Raw genomic sequence first — 19,162 nt, 5'->3', positions numbered from 1 at the left:
CTATGAAGGTATTGGTCACCGGTGCAACCTGTGGGTTAGGCCGAAATGCCGTTGAATATCTCCGTCGTCAGGGTATTAAAGTCATCGCCACCGGCAACAATCCGGCGATGGGCGCATTATTGACAAAAATAGGTGCTGAATTTATTCATGCAGATTTGACGAATCTGGTTTCCTCGCAGGCGAAAGCCATGCTGGCAGACGTTGATACCCTCTGGCATTGCTCTAGTTTTACCTCTCCTTGGGGCACCGAGCAGGCTTTCGAATTGGCAAATGTGCGCGCCACGCGCCGTTTGGGTGAATGGGCCGCAGCCTATGGTGTGGAGAACTTTATTCATATCTCCTCACCGGCTATCTATTTCGATTATCACCACCATCGAAATATTCAGGAGGACTTCCGCCCAGTGCGTTTTGCTAACGAGTTCGCTCGCAGTAAAGCCGCCGGTGAAGAGGTTATCAAGCAATTGGCACTATCCAATCCACAAACGCATTTCACTATTTTGCGCCCGCAGGGGTTATTCGGCCCTCACGATACCGTGATGCTGCCGCGCCTGTTACAGATGATTAAGTATTATGGCACCCTGCTGTTGCCCCGTGGCGGCAATGCGTTGGTGGATATGACGTACCAGGAAAATGCGGTGCATGCGATGTGGCTGGCGACGCAGAGCCAGAATACGCTGTCTGGCCGCGCTTATAATATTACCAATCAGCAACCCCGCCCCTTGCGCACCATCGTGCAGCATTTGCTGGAAGAGTTGGATATGACATGCCGTATCCGCTCCGTGCCCTACCCGATGATGGATATCATGGCCAGAGCCATGGAGAAATTGGGGAATAAAGCAGAAAAAGAGCCGGTGCTGACACATTATGGCGTCGCTAAGCTCAATTTTGATCTCACGCTGGATACCCACCGAGCTGAAGACGAATTAGGCTATCGGCCCATTGTCTCGCTGGACGAAGGGATTATCCGTACCGCCCGCTGGCTGAAAGAGCACGGTAAGTTATGCGCTAAGTAAAACAGCACCATAGGTACAAATTGGTGGAAATGGTCGATTTACTGACCAACTGCAACTCTGATGACTTTGGGTATATACTGAAATAACTTTCATAACAGATTCTTTCACCTAAGGTCATCATATGAAAAAGAAAAATATTGCCCTTGTTCTTCCTCTTGCCATGCTACTCAGCGCCTGTACCAGCACCGTTGACCCCGCTTATAAGGATATCAGCAGCCGTACGGCACCTTGTGTTGAAGGTGGGCCGGATACTGTAGCGCAAAAATTCTATGACCTCCGCGTGCAACAAATTGGTCAGCAAAGTGGCTTGCCTGATGATAGTCTCGCGGCACAATTTCGCCCTTATTTGAGTCAGGCGTTGTACGAACAAATTCAGATTGCCAGAAAGCAGGCGGGCAGCCGCACCACGGCCCCGGTGAATAAAACTCAACCCATAAATGGCGATATTTTCACCAGCCTGCGAGAAGGGAGTACCAGTGCTGACGTTGCCAGTGCCTCAACCATTCCCAATACCGATGCCAGAAATATTCCGCTGCGGGTTAATTTGACGCATCAAACTGCGGGCGGTCAATCGGTGATGTGGCAAGACGAAGTGCTGATGATACGTGAAGGGACATGTTGGGTTGTCGATGATATCCGTTTTATGGGGGTATCTGCACCGGCAGGAAGCCTGCGGCAGCTATTGGGTGATCGCTAACCAGCCCAAAATGCCGCCAACCCCCCTGCAATTTGAAAGAAAATGAGCATCCCCTATAGATTTCGGATTGCAGGTAGGCGGCAAAGGAGTGCATCCCGATGAGCTTACACTGGTAAGTGATTCGGGTTAGCGAGAGCAGCCAACACCCCTGCAATTTGAAAGATGACGGGGATAGCTCTGTCAGATTTATGCATCGCGTGACAAATTCCCTCGGATATCAGTCATATCCAAATGTTATGCTGTTTTGCTGGGTTCATTCGGGTTATTAATAAATTTTAACGCACAAAGATTGCATAAGTATGCCGCGGAAGTTACCATTCACCGCATCATTGGCTATTCAGATTTGGCGCATGAGTATTCAACTTAACGGAATTAACTGTTATTACGGCGTACATCAGGCGCTGTTCGACATTACATTAGACTGCCCAGCAGGCGAAACCTTGGTGCTATTAGGGCCAAGCGGTGCCGGTAAAAGCTCATTACTGCGCGTACTCAATCTGTTGGAAATGCCCCGTTCAGGGACTTTGCAGATCGCCGGTAATCACTTCGACTTTACTCAGGCTCCCGGTGCAAAAGCGATTCGCGAATTGCGCCAGAATGTGGGGATGGTCTTTCAGCAATATAATCTTTGGCCACATCTGTCAGTGGTACAAAACCTGATTGAAGCCCCTTGTCGTGTGCTGGGTCTATCAAAAGATGAAGCCATGGCGCGTGCGCAGAAGCTGCTGTCACGTTTGCGTTTGACTGATTTTGCTGACCGCTTCCCCCTGCACCTTTCTGGTGGTCAACAACAGCGAGTGGCGATTGCCCGCGCGTTGATGATGGAGCCGCAGGTTTTGCTGTTTGACGAACCTACAGCAGCACTTGATCCAGAGATTACTGCACAAATCGTCAGTATCATCCGTGAATTGGCCGGTACCGGTATCACTCAAGTGATTGTTACCCATGAGGTTGAAGTGGCCCGCAAAACGGCCAGCCGTGTGGTTTACATGGAAAACGGTCATGTGGTGGAACAAGGCGATGCCAGCCACTTTACACAACCAACAACCGAAGCTTTTGCCAGCTATCTGTCACATTGATATCTATTTGGGAATTTGCGATGAAAAAACTAATAATTGCGGCTGTCCTTGCCAGTATCAGTCTGTCTGCTTCTGCTGCGGAAACGATCCGTTTCGCTGCTGAAGCAACTTACCCGCCATTCGAATTTATTGATGCTAATAATAAAATGCAGGGCTTTGATATCGATCTGGCTAATGCGCTGTGTAAAGAGATGCAAGCCGAATGTACCTTTACTAACCAAGCCTTTGACAGCTTGATCCCTAGCCTGAAATTCAAACGCTTTGATGCGGTTATTTCAGGTATGGATATTACGCCTGAGCGCCAAAAACAAGTGGCCTTTACTAAACCTTATTACGATAACTCCGCACTGTTTATCGCTGAGAAAGGTAAAGTGGCTGATTTGGCGGCCCTGAAAGGTAAACGAGTCGGGATGCAGAACGGTTCTACCCATCAGAAATACCTGATGGAAAAACACCCTGAAATTACCGCCGTACCTTATGACAGCTATCAGAATGCTATTCTTGATTTAAAAAATGGCCGTCTGGACGCAGTATTTGGTGACACCGCGGTTGTCAACGAGTGGCTGAAGCAGAATAACCAACTGGCTGCAGTGGGCGACAAAGTGACTGACGCTGACTATTTCGGTACCGGTTTAGGTATTGCGGTGCGTCAGAACAACACCGAGTTACAGGGTAAGTTAGATGCTGCACTGGCAAAAGTTAAAGCAGATGGCACCTATCAGACAATTTATAAAAAATGGTTCCAGCAGTAATCTAAGCACCCATGAATGAATTTCAACCTTTAGCAAGCGCCGCCGGTATGACCGTCGGCCTTGCCGTTTGTGCACTGGCCCTCGGTCTGGTTCTGGCGATGCTGTTTGCCGTCTGTGAATCATCACGGGTGAAAGTGGTCAGCTACCTGACTACCGGCTGGGTCACCATTTTGCGCGGGCTACCGGAGATTCTGGTGGTTCTGTTTATCTATTTCGGCTCCTCCCAATTGCTGATGATGCTGTCAGACGGTTTTACCCTGAATCTTTATCTGTTTGAGCTACCCATTAAGCTCAATATCGATAATTTTGAGGTGAGTCCGTTCTTGTGTGGCGTTATCGCACTCGCCCTGCTCTATTCTGCTTACGCCTCGCAAACCTTACGCGGTGCGCTGAAAGCAGTACCTATCGGGCAGTGGGAATCCGGCCAGGCATTGGGTTTGAGTCAGGCGGCCATCTTCTTCCGTTTGATCATGCCGCAGATGTGGCGTCATGCCTTGCCAGGCTTGGGCAATCAATGGTTGGTGCTGCTGAAAGATACGGCGTTAGTGTCGCTTATCAGCGTCAATGACCTGATGCTACAAACCAAAAGTATTGCGACCCGGACTCAGGAACCTTTCACTTGGTATGTGATTGCCGCGGCAATCTATCTGGTGGTGACTCTGTTGAGCCAGTATGTGCTTAAATGGATTGAACTCCGTACCACTCGTTTTGAACGGAGCCCATCCTGATGCTGGAATATTTACCTGAGATCCTTAAAGGGCTGCATACCAGCCTGACGTTGACGATTGCATCGCTATTGGTGGCACTGGTGTTGTCACTGCTGTTTACCATTGTGTTAACGCTAAAAACACCCATTATCACGCCACTGGTTAAAATTTATATCACACTGTTCACCGGCACCCCGCTGCTGGTGCAAATCTTTTTGATCTATTACGGCCCAGGCCAATTCCCTGCTATCCGTGAATATCCGTGGTTATGGAGTTTGTTGTCGCAACCTTGGTTGTGCGCAATGATTGCGTTGGCATTGAACAGTGCGGCCTATACCACGCAACTGTTCTACGGTGCAGTTAGGGCAATTCCAGCGGGTCAGTGGCAATCCTGCGAAGCATTGGGGATGTCAAAACCCCAGTCGCTACGCATCCTACTGCCATTCGCCTTTAAGCGCGCATTATCATCCTATTCCAACGAAGTGGTCTTGGTATTTAAAAGTACCTCACTGGCTTATACCATCACATTGATGGAAGTTATGGGCTATAGCCAACTGATGTATGGCCGTACCTATGACGTGATGGTGTTTGGTGCCGCCGGGATTGTCTATCTGTGCGTGAATGGTTTGCTGACGTTGCTGATGCGGTTGGTAGAACGCAGAGCGCTGGCGTTTGAGCGGCGGAATTAACGCTATTTATTAACCCATTACGGCTTAGTGATCTAATTGGGTTGTTAGGGCTGAACCAGTTACCTTTCGGTTGATAATCGTTCAGCGATAATCTTAGCTCGACAGCCTCAACTGAGTTAAGGCCCATAACCGTGGGCCTTAACAATCCGCACTTGCACTCGGCTTCCCTGCCCTCACTATCTTCAGTGCTATCACCATCACGTTCCCAGCAATCCTATCCTGCCCACCCAAACAAGCCAAGATTTCGTCAGCACCGCATAAATGATGGACATTATGTTCCCTGAACAGGGGATACTGGCAGACGGTCTAAATGAGCGACTTACCTTTAGTCCCCTACTCCATTGCTTATGCTTCTTATCGCCTTCGTGTTAAACGCGACGATTCCCCAATCTGGCCGAAAGGGAAGCGGCAATATCCACCAGTTTACTGCCGATAGTCTCGATGGTTGATTCTGTCGCTTCTTGTTCTAACATACTCACGGCCAGACCAGCCACCACTTGACCTGAAAAATCATATACTGGGGCTCCAATACAAAACATCCCTTCACGGATCTGCCCATCATCTACCGAGTAGCCTCGTTGGCGGACGAGTGCTAATTCCTGTAAAAGTACCGGGAGTGACGCCACGCTGTGAGCCGTGAGCAACTGAGGCCAGCCAGTTTCAAAGCGGCGGCGGATATCCTCATCATTAAAAGTACTCAGAATCGCTTTGCCCGTTGCCGTAAAGGGCACGGGGAGACGCATTCCAATCCGAAATGTAAACCCCAACGCGGCCTTGCTGTTGGAACAGGCAACATAAACCACCTGCTGACCATCTAATACCGTCATGGTGACAGTGAAATCACTCAGTTCACGCCGTTCTTGCAGGAGTCGCTGGAATTCCTCGACCAGATCGGTCTGGCCAAGAAAGGCGTTAGCCCAATTCATCACCCGCCCCCCAACTCGATAGGTTCCAGCGTCGGTACGAATTAACATTCCCAAATCCACCAGCGCGGCACATAGGCCATGTGCCGAGCTTTTGGGCAGACCGAGTATTGTCACGATCTCAGTAAAAGTCGGGGGAGTGGGATGCTCGCTTACTGCATCTAGAATCAGAATGGCGCGGCGTAATGCAGGCGCACTGTTCCCGGACGTCTCTGTCTCTGTATTTTTCGACATGGATCTCACTTTTTAACAATAATTTGACGTTTATTTAATTTTCATGCCACAATTCAATATAGTGAATTTAGTTCAATATACTGAACTTACAAATATAAATTCCTGTAGAAGGAGGGGAAACATGCTCGATTTACGCGATCCATCGTTGTTAAAGGAAACCTGCCTGCTCGCCGGAGAATGGCGTTCTGCCGCTGACGGCGCAACATATCCAGTCACGAACCCAGCCACTGACGAGATAGTAGCCAATGTTCCCCTGCTTGAACAGGCCGCTATCGAAGAAGCTATCTCCGCCGCGCAGCAAGCTTTTTTACTCTGGCGTGAGAAAACCGCCAAAGAGCGCTGCGTGGTATTGCGTCGTTGGTTTGATCTTATCACCGAAAACAGTGCTGATCTTGCCGCCATCATAACTGCTGAGCAAGGTAAACCCCTCGCAGAATCTCGTGGGGAAGTGGCGTATGCCGCGTCATTTATTGACTGGTTTGCCGAAGAGGGCAAACGTAGTTACGGCGACGTGATCCCCTCGCCACAAGCCGATAAGCGACTGGTGGTACTAAAACAACCAGTTGGCGTTTGCGCAGCAATTACCCCCTGGAATTTCCCTGCGGCGATGATCACCCGTAAAGCCGCGCCTGCGCTGGCTGCGGGCTGCGTAATGATCGTCAAACCAGCAGAACAAACCCCCTTGACCGCATTAGCGTTAGGCGAACTGGCAATACGTGCGGGGATCCCGGCGGGTGTTCTGCAAATCGTCACGGGCGATGCAAAAATCATTGGCGGCGAGTTGACGAAAAGCGATGTGGTCAGAAAACTCTCGTTCACCGGTTCAACGCCGATTGGGCGCTTGTTGATGGCACAATGCGCGCCAACGCTGAAACGTGTGTCGCTGGAACTGGGGGGTAACGCGCCATTTATCGTCTTTGATGATGCGGATATTGAAGCCGCAGTTGACGGTGCAGTGCAATCCAAGTTCCGCAATGCCGGTCAAACCTGTGTATGTACCAACCGTTTTCTGGTGCAGTCCGGTATCTACGACCGGTTTGCACAGCGCCTGGTGGAGCGTGTCAGAGGCTTGACCGTAGGTAACGGCGTTAATGAAGGTGTTCAGGTTGGCCCGCTGATTGACGAAGATGCGGTGGCTAAAGTCGAGAGCCACATTCAGGATGCAAAAAATAAAGGGGGGGAGATATTAGTAGGCGGCAATCGGCATGTCTCCGGTGGGCTGTTTGTTGAGCCAACGGTGATTGTCAACGTCACTCGTAACATGCTTATTGCGCGGGAAGAGACTTTCGGCCCGGTTGCGCCGCTGTTCCGTTTTGATACAGAAGAAGAGGCGGTGGCAATGGCCAATGACACTGAATTCGGTCTGGCGGCTTATTTCTTTACCGAAAACAGCAAAAGAATGTGGCGGGTCGCGGAGGCGCTGGAGTACGGCATGGTGGGTCATAACACCGGACTTATCTCCAACGAAGTCGCGCCATTTGGAGGAATGAAGCAGTCAGGGATCGGCAGAGAAGGCTCAAAATACGGTATCGACGAATACCTTGAGATCAAATATTTCTGCACATCGGTAGGGTGAGCACCGCGTTTTACTATTAAAACTCACACATGTTAATTCACCAGGAAAGAGGGAAAGTATTATGTCAAATGCTATGCAACCCTTTGAATTCAGAACAGTACCATCAATATTGGTGGAATGGTCAGGCGCACAACGCCTGGGCGAGATCCTGTCAGGCCGTTTTACCGCCCGTAAAGCACTGATCGTAACGGATGGAGGGCTGGTCAAAGCAGGCTTGTTGCGGCCTGTGGAAAAAAGTCTACGCGACTACGGTTTCGATGTGGTGGTTTTCGACCGGGTTATCGCTGACCCACCGGAAGCCATTGTCCTTGACGCCGCGCGTCTTGCACAGGATCAGCACATCGATATCGTGATTGGTCTTGGCGGCGGTTCTTCGCTAGATGTGGCAAAACTGGCGGCAATTCTGGCTCACTCAGAACAGGGGCTCAGCGGGTTGTACGGTATTGATAATGTTCAGGGCGAACGATTACCTCTGGTGCAGATCCCAACGACCGCGGGTACGGGATCGGAGGTGACCAATATTGCGATCCTTACTACAGGTGAAACAACCAAGATGGGTGTGGTTGCTCGCCAGCTCTATTGTGATTTGGTTTTACTGGATGCGGAATTAACCGTCGGATTACCTGCGACACACACCGCAGCAACGGGTATTGATGCGATGGTGCACGCAATTGAGTCATACACCAGTAAGCACAAAAAAAATCCGATATCCGATGCGTTGGCTCGAGAAGCATTACGCCTGATTTATAAACATCTGGTCACCGCCTGTCGTGATGGTTCGAACCGAGAGGCCCGCGAAGCCATTCTATTGGGCGCAACACTGGCCGGCCAGGCTTTCGCCAATTCGCCGGTCGCGGCGGTACATGCACTGGCCTATCCACTTGGCGGCCATTATCACATTCCCCACGGCCTCTCTAATGCACTGATGCTTGGAGCTGTATTGCGTTACAACGCTAAAGCTGCGGCACTGCTATATGCGGAACTGGCCGACGTACTCAATGTGGGCGGAGAAGGAGATGTACAGACGCGTTGCAACGCGTTTATTGATGCAATGATCAGCATCATGGATGAAAGCGGTGCGCCGAGACGTTTGCGCGACGTCGGGGTGAAAGAGGATACGCTGGCGTTGCTAGCCTCAGATGCGATGAAACAGACCCGTCTTCTGACCAATAATCCGGTCGAGGTAAAAGAGGCTGATGCTTTGGCGCTTTACCAGGAAGCTTTTTGATCGTCATCGCCAATACCCTACGAAGTGAAACGTGAAAGGATAGAATAAAATGACCGATATTCGCTTGTATATGTTTCAAACTGGCTCGCTGAAGTGCAAAGTCCACAATATCAAAATGAATCAAGGAGGTGGAGCGGATTATGAAATCCCTGTCCCGTTCTTCCTGCTCACCCATCCTGATGGTCACACGCTGATTGATGGCGGGAATGCTGTCGAAACCGCCACTGATCCCAAAGGGTATTGGGGCGGGATTACCGAGGTTTATTGGCCGGTAATGCGTGAAGATGAGGGCTGTGTAGCGCAGCTTAAAAAAATGGGGATCAATCCCGAAGATATCCGGTATGTCTTGCAGTCGCACTTGCATCTTGATCATACCGGTGCGATTGGCCGATTCCCCAATGCGACACACATCGTTCAGCGCCGTGAGTACGAGTATGCCTTTACTCCTGACTGGTTTGCTGCGGGAGGCTATATCAGAAACGACTTTGACCGGCCGGGTCTGAAATGGGCGTTTCTGGAAGGCGAAAACAATGATTTTTATGATATCTATGGCGACGGTACGCTGAAAACAGTATTTACACCCGGCCATTCGCCTGGGCATCAGTCAATACTGGTCACCTTGCCCAACTCAGGTCCGATGCTACTGACTATTGATGCAGCATACACTACGGATCACTGGGAAGAAAAAGCTCTGCCAGGATTTATGTCCTCAGCCGTTGAGACGGTGCGTTCGGTGCAGAAGATGCGCATGTTGGCTAGCCGCACAAGTGCGCAAGTGGTGACAGGCCATGACCCGGATGCCTGGCAAACGTTCAGGCACGCGCCTGAATACTACGATTGATGTGGTTGTTGTCACGCACAGTGAATATTGATCACCATCGCTGAATTAAGGGTGCTTTTCATTTTTGGAGTAGCACCTTTTTATTATTCGCTAACTTTCCAAACGTAAGGTCACTCTTACATTAATGATTTACGCGAGGCTCGATAAGGCCAACGGCTGCCGGAAGGTACGGCGAATTGCGCGCATGCTACTGGTGCAAGAGGGCCAGCCTGCCCTCCGGCCCGGCTGAGGTTGCTAACACCCGGTGGGTACAAAACGAAGATCAACCGAAAACAGATCCGATCTCATGTCAGCCGAACTTGAACACCCTGCTCTTTAACCTTCTCCTCTCCTTCTCGCCTAAAAATAAAATTAAATTTTTAATCACATTACTTGCATATAAATTCATAAAATGGCAATGTGAATACCATGATTCATCCGAATAAATCGTGATGAAAAATCACCAGTTATAATAAAATCAATAACTAATGGCTCATTTTATTTAAAATAATTCAGACAGGAGTTTAAGCATGAAAAAGTTACTATTGGCAACCCTGCTAAGTGGTATGGTTTTCAGCGCGACTGCCGCAGAAACTATTCGTTTTGCTGCCTCAGCCACCTATCCGCCATTTGAATCAATGGATGCCAATAACGAAATCGTCGGCTTCGATATGGACCTGGCAAAAGCGTTGTGTAAACAAATGGAGGCCAAATGTACCTTCACCAATCAGGCTTTTGATAGCCTCATCCCGGCGCTGAAATTCAAACGTTATGATGCCGTCATTTCCGGCATGGATATCACCCCTGAGCGTAGCAAGCAGGTCGCGTTCACCCAACCTTACTATGCAAACTCCGCCATTGTGATTGCACCAAAAGGTAAATTCAGTTCTTTTGCCGATCTGAAAGGCAAGAAAATCGGGATGGAAAATGGCACCACTCATCAGAAGTATTTGCAGGACAAACATCCTGAAATTCAGACCGTGGCTTATGACAGCTACCAGAATGCCATCATTGACCTGAAAAATGGCCGTATTGATGGGGTGTTTGGTGATACTGCGGTAGTGAATGAGTGGCTGAAAACCAACCCGAACCTGGCATCAGTTGGCGAACATGTGACCGACCCACAATACTTTGGCACGGGCCTTGGTATTGCGGTACGCCCGGATAACACTGCATTGTTGGAGAAATTGAATAAAGCCATTGATGCCGTTAAAGCTGACGGAACATATAAAGCTATCAATGATAAGTGGTTCCCAAACTGATTTAATAACTCCCCCAAAGTCATTGGAGTTGTAGGTAGGCGGCAAGCGAACGCATCCCGATGAGCTTACTCAAGTAAGTGATTCGGGTAAGTGAACGCAGCCAACAACCCTACAGCTTCAAGGACGCAGGGTAAGCAATATGAGGACTTCGTAATGAGCAGTATGCGGAAACATATCAAACAACTGCACCCGCTCAATACGGTAATCGGCTAACAGGCTGATATCTTTTGCCATTGTCTGCGCATTACAGCTTGAATAGAGTATGAATTCAGGCGCCATCTGAGCAAGATAGTCACACAGTTCAGCACCAATACCGCGCCGTGGTGGGTTAACCAAGACCAACTGCGGCACTTGCGTTTCTGCGGTGGCGAAACAGGTAGAATCCAGTGCGGCAAAACTGACATTCTGTAACCCTAACTGCTGGGCCGATTGGCGTGCGCAGGCAATAGCTTCCGCGCTGATTTCGATACCGGTGAGTTGCGTCTCGGCGCTGGCACAATGCAAACCAAAACCGCCGACGCCGCAGAACAGATCCCACATACTGCTGATACCTAACTGCCGCACCCATTGCCGTGCCGTGGCATACAGTGAAGCGGCAACCTGAGGATTGGTCTGGAAAAAACTTTGTGGGCGGATAAACAGCGGCACCTGATTAAACAGTTCGGGCAGCGCCTGCTGTTCAGTCAACGGGACTTCTTGTTCCCCTTCTAAGATTGCCATATGCACTGGCTGAATATTAGCCGAGATAACAGCCAGTTGAGGCAATTGCTGCTGTAACCACGGCAGAGCTGCGCGTAATTGCGCCAGCTTGGTTTCAGAACGCAACACAAAGCGCAGCATTAACTCACCGCTATACGTACTTTCGGTCAATAACAGGAATTTAAGCTCGCCGCGTTTGCGTGCGACGTTATAGGGTGTGAGACCGGCACGGCCAATAAATGTTTTCAACACGGCAAAAACTGGCGCAAAACTGGCCGGATAGAGTGGGCAATCACATAAATCGACCGGGGTACCGTCACGATGCAACATCCCCAATAGTGGCCGCTCGACGCTGCCACTGACCACCATTTTCGCTTTATTACGAAAAGCGTTTTCACGCCCGGAAACCGGGGCTAGCCACTGAGCCACAGCGTGACTGGCTAACAGACTTTCCAGATGATGTTGTTTGTCAGCCAGTTGTTGTGGATAGGGTTTATCCAGCCACTGGCAGGAACGGCAACTACCCGCCGTATACTGTGCGCAATGCATTAATATTGACCGTTATAATCTGAGAAGTTAAATAATTTGCAGCCGAAGCTGTTGATGGGCGAATTGTAGCATTGTGCAACACTAAACACTCATTTTGACTGAGCGAAATAGCGGTGCCAGGGGCAAAATAGCAAACCGATAATCACCACATCCGGGATTTTCTGTAACAGCAGGCTATGTAGAATTTCGCTGCCGGTATCACCCTCAACCCGAAAAACATCTAAATACAACCAGTCCAGTGACACCATTAGCAAATAAATAATAGTGATAATCTGACACACCAGATAGCACCAACGCGCCCAGTTTTTGCGATAACATACCGCAACGCCACAGACAATTTCTAACAGCAACAGCACCACACTGGCGAAGAAGATCGAGCCAAAATCCCAGCTTTGTAGGCTTTCACTGATAAATTCGCCGACGCCCCTCCACCCCAGAGTAGCAACCAATAGCAATACACCGAGGATACGGGTAGCAATAATGGTAATACCGGCGATGAGAACCGGTACTGGCGTTGTTGCAGAAGATAAAAATGCAGAGGATGAAAATGCTAAAGATGAAAATAGTTTTCTCATGTTGCCCTATCTGCCCTCGGTCCGGTTGCTGCAACCTAATGTTATCTCTGACAATAACGCCGCTGGTCAGCGGCGTTAAAGAAAGGTGAAGCCTAACAGTTTTAATGGCTATCAGCTACGGGCAGCTTTTCGTAATTCACGTAACCGCTGCTTTTCCGAACGGGACATAAACCACCACGCGATTAAACCGATTATCCCAACCACCAGCAAGATAAGTGTGGCAAGGGCATTAATCTCTGGGTTAACCCCCATCCGCACACTAGAAAAGACCAGCATCGGCAACGTCGTCGCCCCAGGACCGGCAACAAAGCTGGCAATCACTAAATCGTCCAGCGATAAAGTAAAGGCCAATAACCAACCGGAGATTAATGCCGGTGCGATCATCGGCACGGTAATCACGAAAAACACTTTCAGCGGTGTGGCTCCCAAATCCATGGCGGCTTCTTCAATAGAACGGTCCAACTCACGCAGGCGAGAACTTATCACTACCGTCACATAAGCGGTACAGAAGGTGACGTGCGCCAGCCAGATGGTGAACATGCCACGCTCTGCTGGCCAACCGATAGCATGCCCCATAGCAACAAACAGCAGCAGCAATGATAAACCGGTAATCACATCAGGCATCACCAGCGGCGCTGTCAGCATAAAAGCAAAACCGGTTGAACCGCGAAAACGGCCAAAACGCACCATGACCACGGCGGCTATCGTCCCCAGAACCACCGCCATCGTGGCGGAAGCAGCGGCAATAGTCAGACTCAGGCCAACAGCAGATATCATCGCTGAATCATTAAATAGCTCGGTATACCAACGAGTTGACCACCCAGCCCATACGGTTACCAGTTTAGAACTGTTAAATGAGTAGATAACCAACATCAACATCGGCGCATACAAGAAGGTATAACCGACGACAAGGATCACCCGACGCCAGACCGACCGCACTTCCGGTAGGTTATTCATACCGAGCCTCCTATCTCTTTATTCTGATGCTTGTGGAACCAGAGTATGGGTACAATCAGTAGCACTAACATCACCGTCGCAACCGCCGAGGCAACCGGCCAATCGCGATTGTTAAAGAACTCTTGCCACAAAATACGGCCAATCATAATGCTGTCCGGCCCGCCGAGTAGTTCAGGGATAACAAACTCACCCACTGCGGGGATAAACACCAACATGGAGCCGGCAACAATGCCACCCTTGGTCAGTGGCACAATGACACTGATAAAAGTCTTAAATGGTTTTGCCCCCAGATCCAGCGCCGCTTCCACCAACGAATAATCCAGTCGGGTCAGCGCAGTATAGATTGGCAGTACCATGAATGGCAGATAGGAATAGACCACACCAATGTATACCGCCAGATTGGTGTGCAGAATAATCAGCGGTTGATCAATAATCCCGGTCCACATCAGGAAATTATTCAAGATCCCGTTGTTTTTCAGAATACCCATCCAGGCATAAACCCGAATAAGGAATGAGGTCCATGACGGCAAAATCACCAACAGCAATAAGATATTACGAGTGGATGATTTACTGTGTGCAATCGCCCAGGCCAATGGATAGCCAATAATCAAACAGCATAGCGTTGACACAGCAGCCACTTGCAGTGATTGCAGGTAAGCATCTATATACAGCGGATCATCGAGCAGTTGCAGATAGTTACCAAGATTGAGCGAGATATCCAACTTGCCATCCAGCCAGGTAACCAGATCGCTATAAGGGGGTACGGCGCGTGCCATCTCGGCCAAACTGATTTTGAACACAATCAAGAACGGCAACATAAACAACAGGAAAAGCCACAAATAAGGCATGGCAATGACCAGTTTACGGCCATGTGACATCTGAAAGCGTTGTATCAGTGCCTTAACCGGCCCGATAGCGCGGGTCGGCGGCTCTGCTGCTCCACGGGTGGATTCTGGTATCACGATATTAACTCCCCAAGGCTCTTAATTACCCAAAACCACGCAGCTATCAGCATCCCAACACAGTTGCACTTCATCGCCCCACGTCGGCATCCCTTTACGGTAGCGATGACCATTTTGTAGCTGCGCACTCAGCATCTGCCCGCTGTGTAACTTCACATGATAAATGGATAAATCCCCCAGATAAGCAATGTGTACCACTTCACCGACCGCAAAGTTACAGCCATCTTCTGGCACCTGTTCACACAACATCACTTTTTCCGGGCGCAGAGCAACAAATACCGGGACACCGTCTACCACGGAGGCATCAGAATCCACTTTCAATGGATGGCGCAATCCAGGGCTGTCGATCACCAGCGCATCATCTAAACGCTCTTTTAGCACCCCTTCAAATACATTCACCGAGCCGATAAATTCAGCGCTGAATCTACTGTTCGGGTGTTCATAAATCTCTTCCGGCTCGCCAATTTGCACAAACTTGCCACGGTTCATAATGGCAATGCGCCCGGCCATCGTCATGGCTTCTTCCTGGTCATGGGTAACCATCACGCAGGTCGCGCCCACCCGCTCCAGAATATCGACCACTTCCAGTTGCATCCGATCACGCAGTTTTTTATCCAGCGCCCCCATAGGCTCATCTAACAGCAGCAGTTTTGGTCGTTTAGCCAAGCTACGGGCCAGAGCCACGCGCTGACGCTGCCCGCCAGAGAGTTGGTGTGGCTTGCGCTTAGCAAACTCTTGCATATGCACCAATGTCAGCATCTCTGCAACGCGACTTTTGATTTCATCAGCAGGTAACTTGTCTTGCTTCAAGCCAAACGCGATGTTTTGCTCAACTGTCATGTGCGGAAATAATGCATAAGACTGGAACATCATGTTGATCGGGCGCTGATAAGGCGGCACATGAGACAAGTCCTGACCATCGAGGACTATCTGCCCGTGAGTCGGCTGCTCAAAACCGGCCAGCATACGCAACAAGGTGGATTTACCACAGCCTGAAGCCCCTAACAGCGCAAAAATCTCACCTTTGTAGATAGTCAGATTGACGTCATCTACAGCGGCCTGACCATCAAATGACTTGGTTAAGTTGCGGATCTCCAGCAAGGGTGTAAACACCTTCTGGGATTTTTGCTGCGGGCGGGGAATTACATCATTCACTCAGCGTGCTCTCCGTAAAAGCAGAACAGGCCGCATTTAAACTGCGGCACAATAAAAAACAGGAACAGGAAGATAACCTCCCTGCCCCTACCCTTGTTCATTTTACTTTCCATCAATGTGCTATCAGCCACGCGCTGAGCGCAAGCGACTAACCCACGCTAATGGTTTATTTACCACTTTTCACTTTTGTCCAAGCCCGGGTGATCACGCGATCAATTTTCGGGTCTTGTACTTTCAGCGTGAACATTTTGGCGCGCACGTCAGCAGGCGGGTAAATACCTGGATTATCACGTACCGCTTCGTTCACCAATGGTGTAGCTGCTTTGTTGGCATTGGCATAGAACACGTGGTTACTGATGTTGGCGATCACATCAGGTCGCATCAGGTAATTTAGAAATTGATAGGCTTCATCCTGATTTTTGGCATCAGATGGCATTGCAAACACATCAAAGAACGCTAATGCGCCTTCCTTCGGAATGCTATAAGCCACATTCACGCCATTTTTCGCCTCTTTAGCCCGATTAGATGCCTGCATGATGTCACCGGCCCAACCGACAGCAACACAGATATCACCATTCGCCAAATCATTAATATATTGTGATGAGTGGAAATAACGGATGTTCGGCCGCAATTTCAGCAATAATTCAGTGGCGGGACCGGTGTAATCAGTCGCCTGAAGACTATTTGGATCTTTACCCAAGTAATTGAGCACAGTTGCAAAAATCTCGGCTGGGGCATCCAGGAATGAGACACCACAACTTTTCAACTTCTCAAGATTTTCAGGTTTCAGCACCAGATCCCAACTGTTCACTGGCGCATCTTTACCCAGTGCAGCTTTCACTTTCTCAACGTTATAGCCGATACCTGTTGTCGCCCACAGATAAGGAATAGCATATTTATTTTCTGGGTCGTGCTTGCCGACCAGCGCCAACAATTCGGGATCGAGGTTTTTGTAATTAGGTAATTTACTTTTATCCAGCGGCTTAAAGACGCCTGCGGATAATTGGCGCTCAAGGAAACTGGCTGACGGCACCACCAAATCAAATCCAGTGCTCCCTGCCATCAACTTACCTTCCAACACCTCGTTGGAGTCAAACACATCATAGACAACCTTAATGCCGGTTTCCTTTTGGAAATTAGCCAGCGTATCGGGGGCGATATAATCGGACCAGTTGTAAACATGCAGTGTTTTTTCCTCAGCAGATGCTGAGACGGACGCAGCCATTAACAGGCCAGCAGCAACACCCGATAACCACTTTTTACGTTGGGTGAACATCCGTAACTCCTCCAGAATAGGGGGTGAGATAGTGCGCTAAATTTGTATCCAAGGGGATACAACACCTTTGCCCTGCTAAGTGCTATTGCCACCAGCACCAGATGCATGACTATGCACGGTGAGTGATTATTAACCTAACAAGAATAATCACTGTTTATACGGCGGAATATTATGCTCCTGGCAGAAACAGCAGCATAACCGCACTTGGCAATCCACACCAGACTCTAGGGTAAAAAACGCCTTTTATCGATTTTTTATGCACATTCTATCTATGTAATGCGCCATTAACGGCATAAACGGCGATAAATATCTGGCAAAGTAGGGTAAAAAGCAGAATATCTTATGGTTTACAGAGGAAATAGCAGTGTGCTCCCCATAACAGCAGCACACTTATTAATGAAGGGGGTATTAGTGGATGACCGGATAAGCGGTCGCTATCTGCGGTGATTCATCGTCATCACCCGTGCCAATAAACAATAAGTCATTGGCGCGTGCTTCCAGAATAATCATCGAAATCTGCTCTTCGCACTGCTGCATAAAGTAGCCAAACTGAGCAAATGTTACGCCGACTTCTACCGTCAATGACTGGCAAACAATCAATTTTGGCAGATTATCATCCTGAATATCGATAAAGGCTTTAACTGTCAGCGAGCTGGCATTTATTTGGCTCAGATCCGCCACTAATGGGATCAAAGCCGTCGGCCTGACTTCAGCCAACGCCGAGAACAAAATGATATTATCAACCAAATCAACTTTGGCATCAAACACGCCTTCAAAGTTCTGCATATGCGGCAAATGCAGCGCCTGACAGGAGTCGCACTCAAAAAATGAGATACCGAGTTGATCCAGCCAACGCCGTAATAGGGCTAAATCCGGGACGATGAGTGAATCCATAACAACCTACCTCACGATTCTCATAAGACGAAAAGTGGCATAGCTTACGGAATATTGACCGACAGCGCTATGATCAATACCGACAAATTTAATGCCCCTATACTGACTCAGTAATTGCCCTAATCGGGTTTGTTATCCTTTTTTGCCTGTTCAGCCTCGGATTCTTTCTTGGATTGTGGTCTTGATATTCTGTCGGCGCTGCCTAAGAGCGGGCCAAAACCACTCGCGACGCGCCAAACAATACACGCAGCAGCGGGGAGCATCAGCCCAATTCCGACAAAAATCATAATAATGGCGACAATCGGTGCCCCCATTGAATCCGGTAATGACAGATAGCCATTAATACTTAGGTAGGCAACAACCAGTAATAGCATCCCCAGCACTTCTGAAACAATCACAATGCGGGGCATATCTCCTAACGAGCGCATCTTTACCTCCGATAGGCTCTGCACAAGCGTTTACTTAGTGTATTGAATCCTCACAACTTGTAACAGTCCCGATAAGCAAATAGGTACCATTAATCAAACTAACAGGCAAATCCTGCTTTTTTTTCACTGCGCCAGAGGGCATAGTAGACCCCAGTGAGAGTGAGTAATGCGCAGAAGTCATTTAACAGTTGAATACATAGAGAGCTGTTGGCGAAGTGATTACACCCGGTTGAAAAATGACGGGGATAGCTCAATTTAATCAAGGAGTTTTACATGTTTGCTGTGATTTTCGGGCGTCCTGGATGTCCTTACTGTGTCCGTGCCAAAGAACTGGCAGAAAAACTGGAAACTGAACGCGACGATTTTAAATTCCGTTACATCGATATTCACGCGGAAGGTATCACCAAAGCTGATTTGGAAAAAACAGTCGGCAAGCCGGTAGAGACCGTGCCACAAATCTTCATTGATGAGAAACACATTGGCGGCTGCACAGATTTTGAAGCATACGCTAAAGAAAATCTGAGCCTGTTCCAGTAATCTGGTTGACAGCAACAGAGAGTTTCTCAGCCCGTATGATTTAGGCTTTATCCGAAAAGGGTGTTTGACACCCTTTTTTTATTGCCAGTGCTCAAGTGCAACACCGTAAAAACAGACCCAACAAACCGGACTAAGCGGCTCATTAACCAC

The 19,162-nt window shown here is 49.1% G+C and carries 20 protein-coding genes; 11 read left to right on the top strand and 9 right to left on the bottom strand.

Going from position 1 to position 19,162, the window contains the following annotated elements; all coding sequences use genetic code 11:
- Positions 1 to 2: 2 nt before the first annotated feature.
- The 6 genes from A6J67_RS11715 (at position 3) to artM (ending at position 4,937) form a co-directional block, all read left to right on the top strand.
- A complete protein-coding gene (locus A6J67_RS11715; protein ID WP_005184767.1) occupies positions 3 to 1,013 on the top strand; it encodes an NAD-dependent epimerase/dehydratase family protein in 1,011 nt (336 codons plus the stop codon).
- Positions 1,014 to 1,134: 121 nt separating this feature from the next.
- On the top strand, positions 1,135 to 1,710 hold the full coding sequence (locus tag A6J67_RS11710) for a lipoprotein (protein WP_050074045.1): 576 nt from the start codon (positions 1,135 to 1,137) through the stop codon (positions 1,708 to 1,710).
- A 350-nt stretch (positions 1,711 to 2,060) separates the two neighbouring features.
- Entirely contained in the window at positions 2,061 to 2,789 is a 729-nt protein-coding gene (gene artP, locus A6J67_RS11700; protein WP_050074082.1) for an arginine ABC transporter ATP-binding protein ArtP, read from the top strand.
- 20 nt (positions 2,790 to 2,809) lie between these two features.
- Positions 2,810 to 3,541 (top strand): arginine ABC transporter substrate-binding protein, encoded by a 732-nt coding sequence (gene artJ / locus A6J67_RS11695; RefSeq protein WP_005184779.1) that lies wholly within the window; start codon positions 2,810 to 2,812, stop codon positions 3,539 to 3,541.
- An 11-nt stretch (positions 3,542 to 3,552) separates the two neighbouring features.
- Complete coding sequence (artQ, locus tag A6J67_RS11690; protein ID WP_005184781.1) at positions 3,553 to 4,269, top strand: arginine ABC transporter permease ArtQ; 717 nt, start codon at positions 3,553 to 3,555, stop codon at positions 4,267 to 4,269.
- Complete coding sequence (gene artM, locus A6J67_RS11685; RefSeq protein ID WP_032906190.1) at positions 4,269 to 4,937, top strand: arginine ABC transporter permease ArtM; 669 nt, start codon at positions 4,269 to 4,271, stop codon at positions 4,935 to 4,937. The genes artQ and artM overlap by 1 nt, the downstream gene beginning before the upstream one ends.
- Before the next feature lie 368 nt (positions 4,938 to 5,305).
- On the opposite strand, the gene A6J67_RS11680 is transcribed toward artM, so the two are convergent.
- A complete protein-coding gene (locus tag A6J67_RS11680; RefSeq protein WP_074010374.1) occupies positions 5,306 to 6,094 on the bottom strand; it encodes an IclR family transcriptional regulator in 789 nt (262 codons plus the stop codon).
- A gap of 121 nt (positions 6,095 to 6,215) precedes the next feature.
- Here A6J67_RS11680 and A6J67_RS11675 point away from each other — a divergent pair, with 121 nt between their 5' ends.
- The 4 genes from A6J67_RS11675 to artJ (A6J67_RS11660) all read left to right on the top strand — a co-directional run bounded on the left by A6J67_RS11675 (position 6,216) and on the right by artJ (A6J67_RS11660) (position 10,980).
- The gene (locus A6J67_RS11675; RefSeq protein WP_005184784.1) at positions 6,216 to 7,670 is read left to right on the top strand and encodes an NAD-dependent succinate-semialdehyde dehydrogenase; all 1,455 of its coding nucleotides are present in this window, start codon (positions 6,216 to 6,218) and stop codon (positions 7,668 to 7,670) included.
- A gap of 61 nt (positions 7,671 to 7,731) precedes the next feature.
- Positions 7,732 to 8,898: an iron-containing alcohol dehydrogenase gene (locus A6J67_RS11670; RefSeq protein WP_042568242.1), complete on the top strand. Its 1,167-nt coding sequence runs from the start codon at positions 7,732 to 7,734 to the stop codon at positions 8,896 to 8,898.
- A 49-nt stretch (positions 8,899 to 8,947) separates the two neighbouring features.
- The gene (gene attM, locus A6J67_RS11665; protein ID WP_005184788.1) at positions 8,948 to 9,739 is read left to right on the top strand and encodes an AttM family quorum-quenching N-acyl homoserine lactonase; all 792 of its coding nucleotides are present in this window, start codon (positions 8,948 to 8,950) and stop codon (positions 9,737 to 9,739) included.
- Between the two features lie 509 nt (positions 9,740 to 10,248).
- Positions 10,249 to 10,980 (top strand): arginine ABC transporter substrate-binding protein, encoded by a 732-nt coding sequence (gene artJ, locus A6J67_RS11660; RefSeq protein WP_005184791.1) that lies wholly within the window; start codon positions 10,249 to 10,251, stop codon positions 10,978 to 10,980.
- 117 nt (positions 10,981 to 11,097) lie between these two features.
- Here artJ (A6J67_RS11660) and rlmC read toward each other — a convergent pair whose 3' ends face one another.
- The 8 genes from rlmC to A6J67_RS11620 all read right to left on the bottom strand — a co-directional run bounded on the left by rlmC (position 11,098) and on the right by A6J67_RS11620 (position 18,475).
- Positions 11,098 to 12,228, bottom strand: coding sequence for a 23S rRNA (uracil(747)-C(5))-methyltransferase RlmC (gene rlmC, locus A6J67_RS11655; protein ID WP_050297075.1), 1,131 nt, complete (start codon positions 12,226 to 12,228; stop codon positions 11,098 to 11,100).
- 89 nt (positions 12,229 to 12,317) lie between these two features.
- Positions 12,318 to 12,803 carry a YbjO family protein gene (locus A6J67_RS11650; RefSeq protein ID WP_050089344.1) on the bottom strand — a complete coding sequence of 162 codons (486 nt, stop codon included), beginning with the start codon at positions 12,801 to 12,803 and terminating at the stop codon, positions 12,318 to 12,320.
- A gap of 111 nt (positions 12,804 to 12,914) precedes the next feature.
- Positions 12,915 to 13,760, bottom strand: coding sequence for a putrescine ABC transporter permease PotI (potI, locus tag A6J67_RS11645; protein WP_042568244.1), 846 nt, complete (start codon positions 13,758 to 13,760; stop codon positions 12,915 to 12,917).
- Entirely contained in the window at positions 13,757 to 14,722 is a 966-nt protein-coding gene (gene potH / locus A6J67_RS11640; RefSeq protein ID WP_005191971.1) for a putrescine ABC transporter permease PotH, read from the bottom strand. The genes potI and potH overlap by 4 nt, the downstream gene beginning before the upstream one ends.
- Before the next feature lie 21 nt (positions 14,723 to 14,743).
- Positions 14,744 to 15,877 carry a putrescine ABC transporter ATP-binding subunit PotG gene (potG, locus tag A6J67_RS11635; RefSeq protein WP_042568245.1) on the bottom strand — a complete coding sequence of 378 codons (1,134 nt, stop codon included), beginning with the start codon at positions 15,875 to 15,877 and terminating at the stop codon, positions 14,744 to 14,746.
- Positions 15,878 to 16,043: 166 nt separating this feature from the next.
- On the bottom strand, positions 16,044 to 17,153 hold the full coding sequence (potF, locus tag A6J67_RS11630; protein ID WP_005191979.1) for a spermidine/putrescine ABC transporter substrate-binding protein PotF: 1,110 nt from the start codon (positions 17,151 to 17,153) through the stop codon (positions 16,044 to 16,046).
- Positions 17,154 to 17,561: 408 nt separating this feature from the next.
- A complete protein-coding gene (locus tag A6J67_RS11625; RefSeq protein WP_042568246.1) occupies positions 17,562 to 18,047 on the bottom strand; it encodes a YbjN domain-containing protein in 486 nt (161 codons plus the stop codon).
- A 119-nt stretch (positions 18,048 to 18,166) separates the two neighbouring features.
- A complete protein-coding gene (locus tag A6J67_RS11620) occupies positions 18,167 to 18,475 on the bottom strand; it encodes a YbjC family protein (protein ID WP_032907836.1) in 309 nt (102 codons plus the stop codon).
- Between the two features lie 273 nt (positions 18,476 to 18,748).
- Between A6J67_RS11620 and A6J67_RS11615 the strand changes: the two genes are divergently transcribed.
- Positions 18,749 to 19,012 (top strand): GrxA family glutaredoxin, encoded by a 264-nt coding sequence (locus A6J67_RS11615; protein WP_004873700.1) that lies wholly within the window; start codon positions 18,749 to 18,751, stop codon positions 19,010 to 19,012.
- Positions 19,013 to 19,162: the final 150 nt, after the last annotated feature.

It is taken from the genome of Yersinia sp. FDAARGOS_228, assembly GCF_002073315.2.
GTDB lineage: Bacteria > Pseudomonadota > Gammaproteobacteria > Enterobacterales > Enterobacteriaceae > Yersinia > Yersinia intermedia.
This window is presented reverse-complemented; position numbering and strand designations above follow the sequence as displayed.

Excerpts from the sequence above, each read along its gene's own strand:
- A6J67_RS11715 (WP_005184767.1), top strand. The coding sequence starts at position 3 with ATGAAGGTATTGGTCACCGGTGCAACCTGTGGGTTAGGCCGAAATGCC.
- A6J67_RS11710 (WP_050074045.1), top strand. The coding sequence starts at position 1,135 with ATGAAAAAGAAAAATATTGCCCTTGTTCTTCCTCTTGCCATGCTACTC.
- artP (WP_050074082.1), top strand. The coding sequence starts at position 2,061 with ATGAGTATTCAACTTAACGGAATTAACTGTTATTACGGCGTACATCAG.
- artJ (WP_005184779.1), top strand. The coding sequence starts at position 2,810 with ATGAAAAAACTAATAATTGCGGCTGTCCTTGCCAGTATCAGTCTGTCT.
- artQ (WP_005184781.1), top strand. The coding sequence starts at position 3,553 with ATGAATGAATTTCAACCTTTAGCAAGCGCCGCCGGTATGACCGTCGGC.
- artM (WP_032906190.1), top strand. The coding sequence starts at position 4,269 with ATGCTGGAATATTTACCTGAGATCCTTAAAGGGCTGCATACCAGCCTG.
- A6J67_RS11680 (WP_074010374.1), bottom strand. The coding sequence starts at position 6,094 with ATGTCGAAAAATACAGAGACAGAGACGTCCGGGAACAGTGCGCCTGCA.
- A6J67_RS11675 (WP_005184784.1), top strand. The coding sequence starts at position 6,216 with ATGCTCGATTTACGCGATCCATCGTTGTTAAAGGAAACCTGCCTGCTC.
- A6J67_RS11670 (WP_042568242.1), top strand. The coding sequence starts at position 7,732 with ATGTCAAATGCTATGCAACCCTTTGAATTCAGAACAGTACCATCAATA.
- attM (WP_005184788.1), top strand. The coding sequence starts at position 8,948 with ATGACCGATATTCGCTTGTATATGTTTCAAACTGGCTCGCTGAAGTGC.
- artJ (WP_005184791.1), top strand. The coding sequence starts at position 10,249 with ATGAAAAAGTTACTATTGGCAACCCTGCTAAGTGGTATGGTTTTCAGC.
- rlmC (WP_050297075.1), bottom strand. The coding sequence starts at position 12,228 with ATGCATTGCGCACAGTATACGGCGGGTAGTTGCCGTTCCTGCCAGTGG.
- A6J67_RS11650 (WP_050089344.1), bottom strand. The coding sequence starts at position 12,803 with ATGAGAAAACTATTTTCATCTTTAGCATTTTCATCCTCTGCATTTTTA.
- potI (WP_042568244.1), bottom strand. The coding sequence starts at position 13,760 with ATGAATAACCTACCGGAAGTGCGGTCGGTCTGGCGTCGGGTGATCCTT.
- potF (WP_005191979.1), bottom strand. The coding sequence starts at position 17,153 with ATGTTCACCCAACGTAAAAAGTGGTTATCGGGTGTTGCTGCTGGCCTG.
- A6J67_RS11625 (WP_042568246.1), bottom strand. The coding sequence starts at position 18,047 with ATGGATTCACTCATCGTCCCGGATTTAGCCCTATTACGGCGTTGGCTG.
- A6J67_RS11620 (WP_032907836.1), bottom strand. The coding sequence starts at position 18,475 with ATGCGCTCGTTAGGAGATATGCCCCGCATTGTGATTGTTTCAGAAGTG.
- A6J67_RS11615 (WP_004873700.1), top strand. The coding sequence starts at position 18,749 with ATGTTTGCTGTGATTTTCGGGCGTCCTGGATGTCCTTACTGTGTCCGT.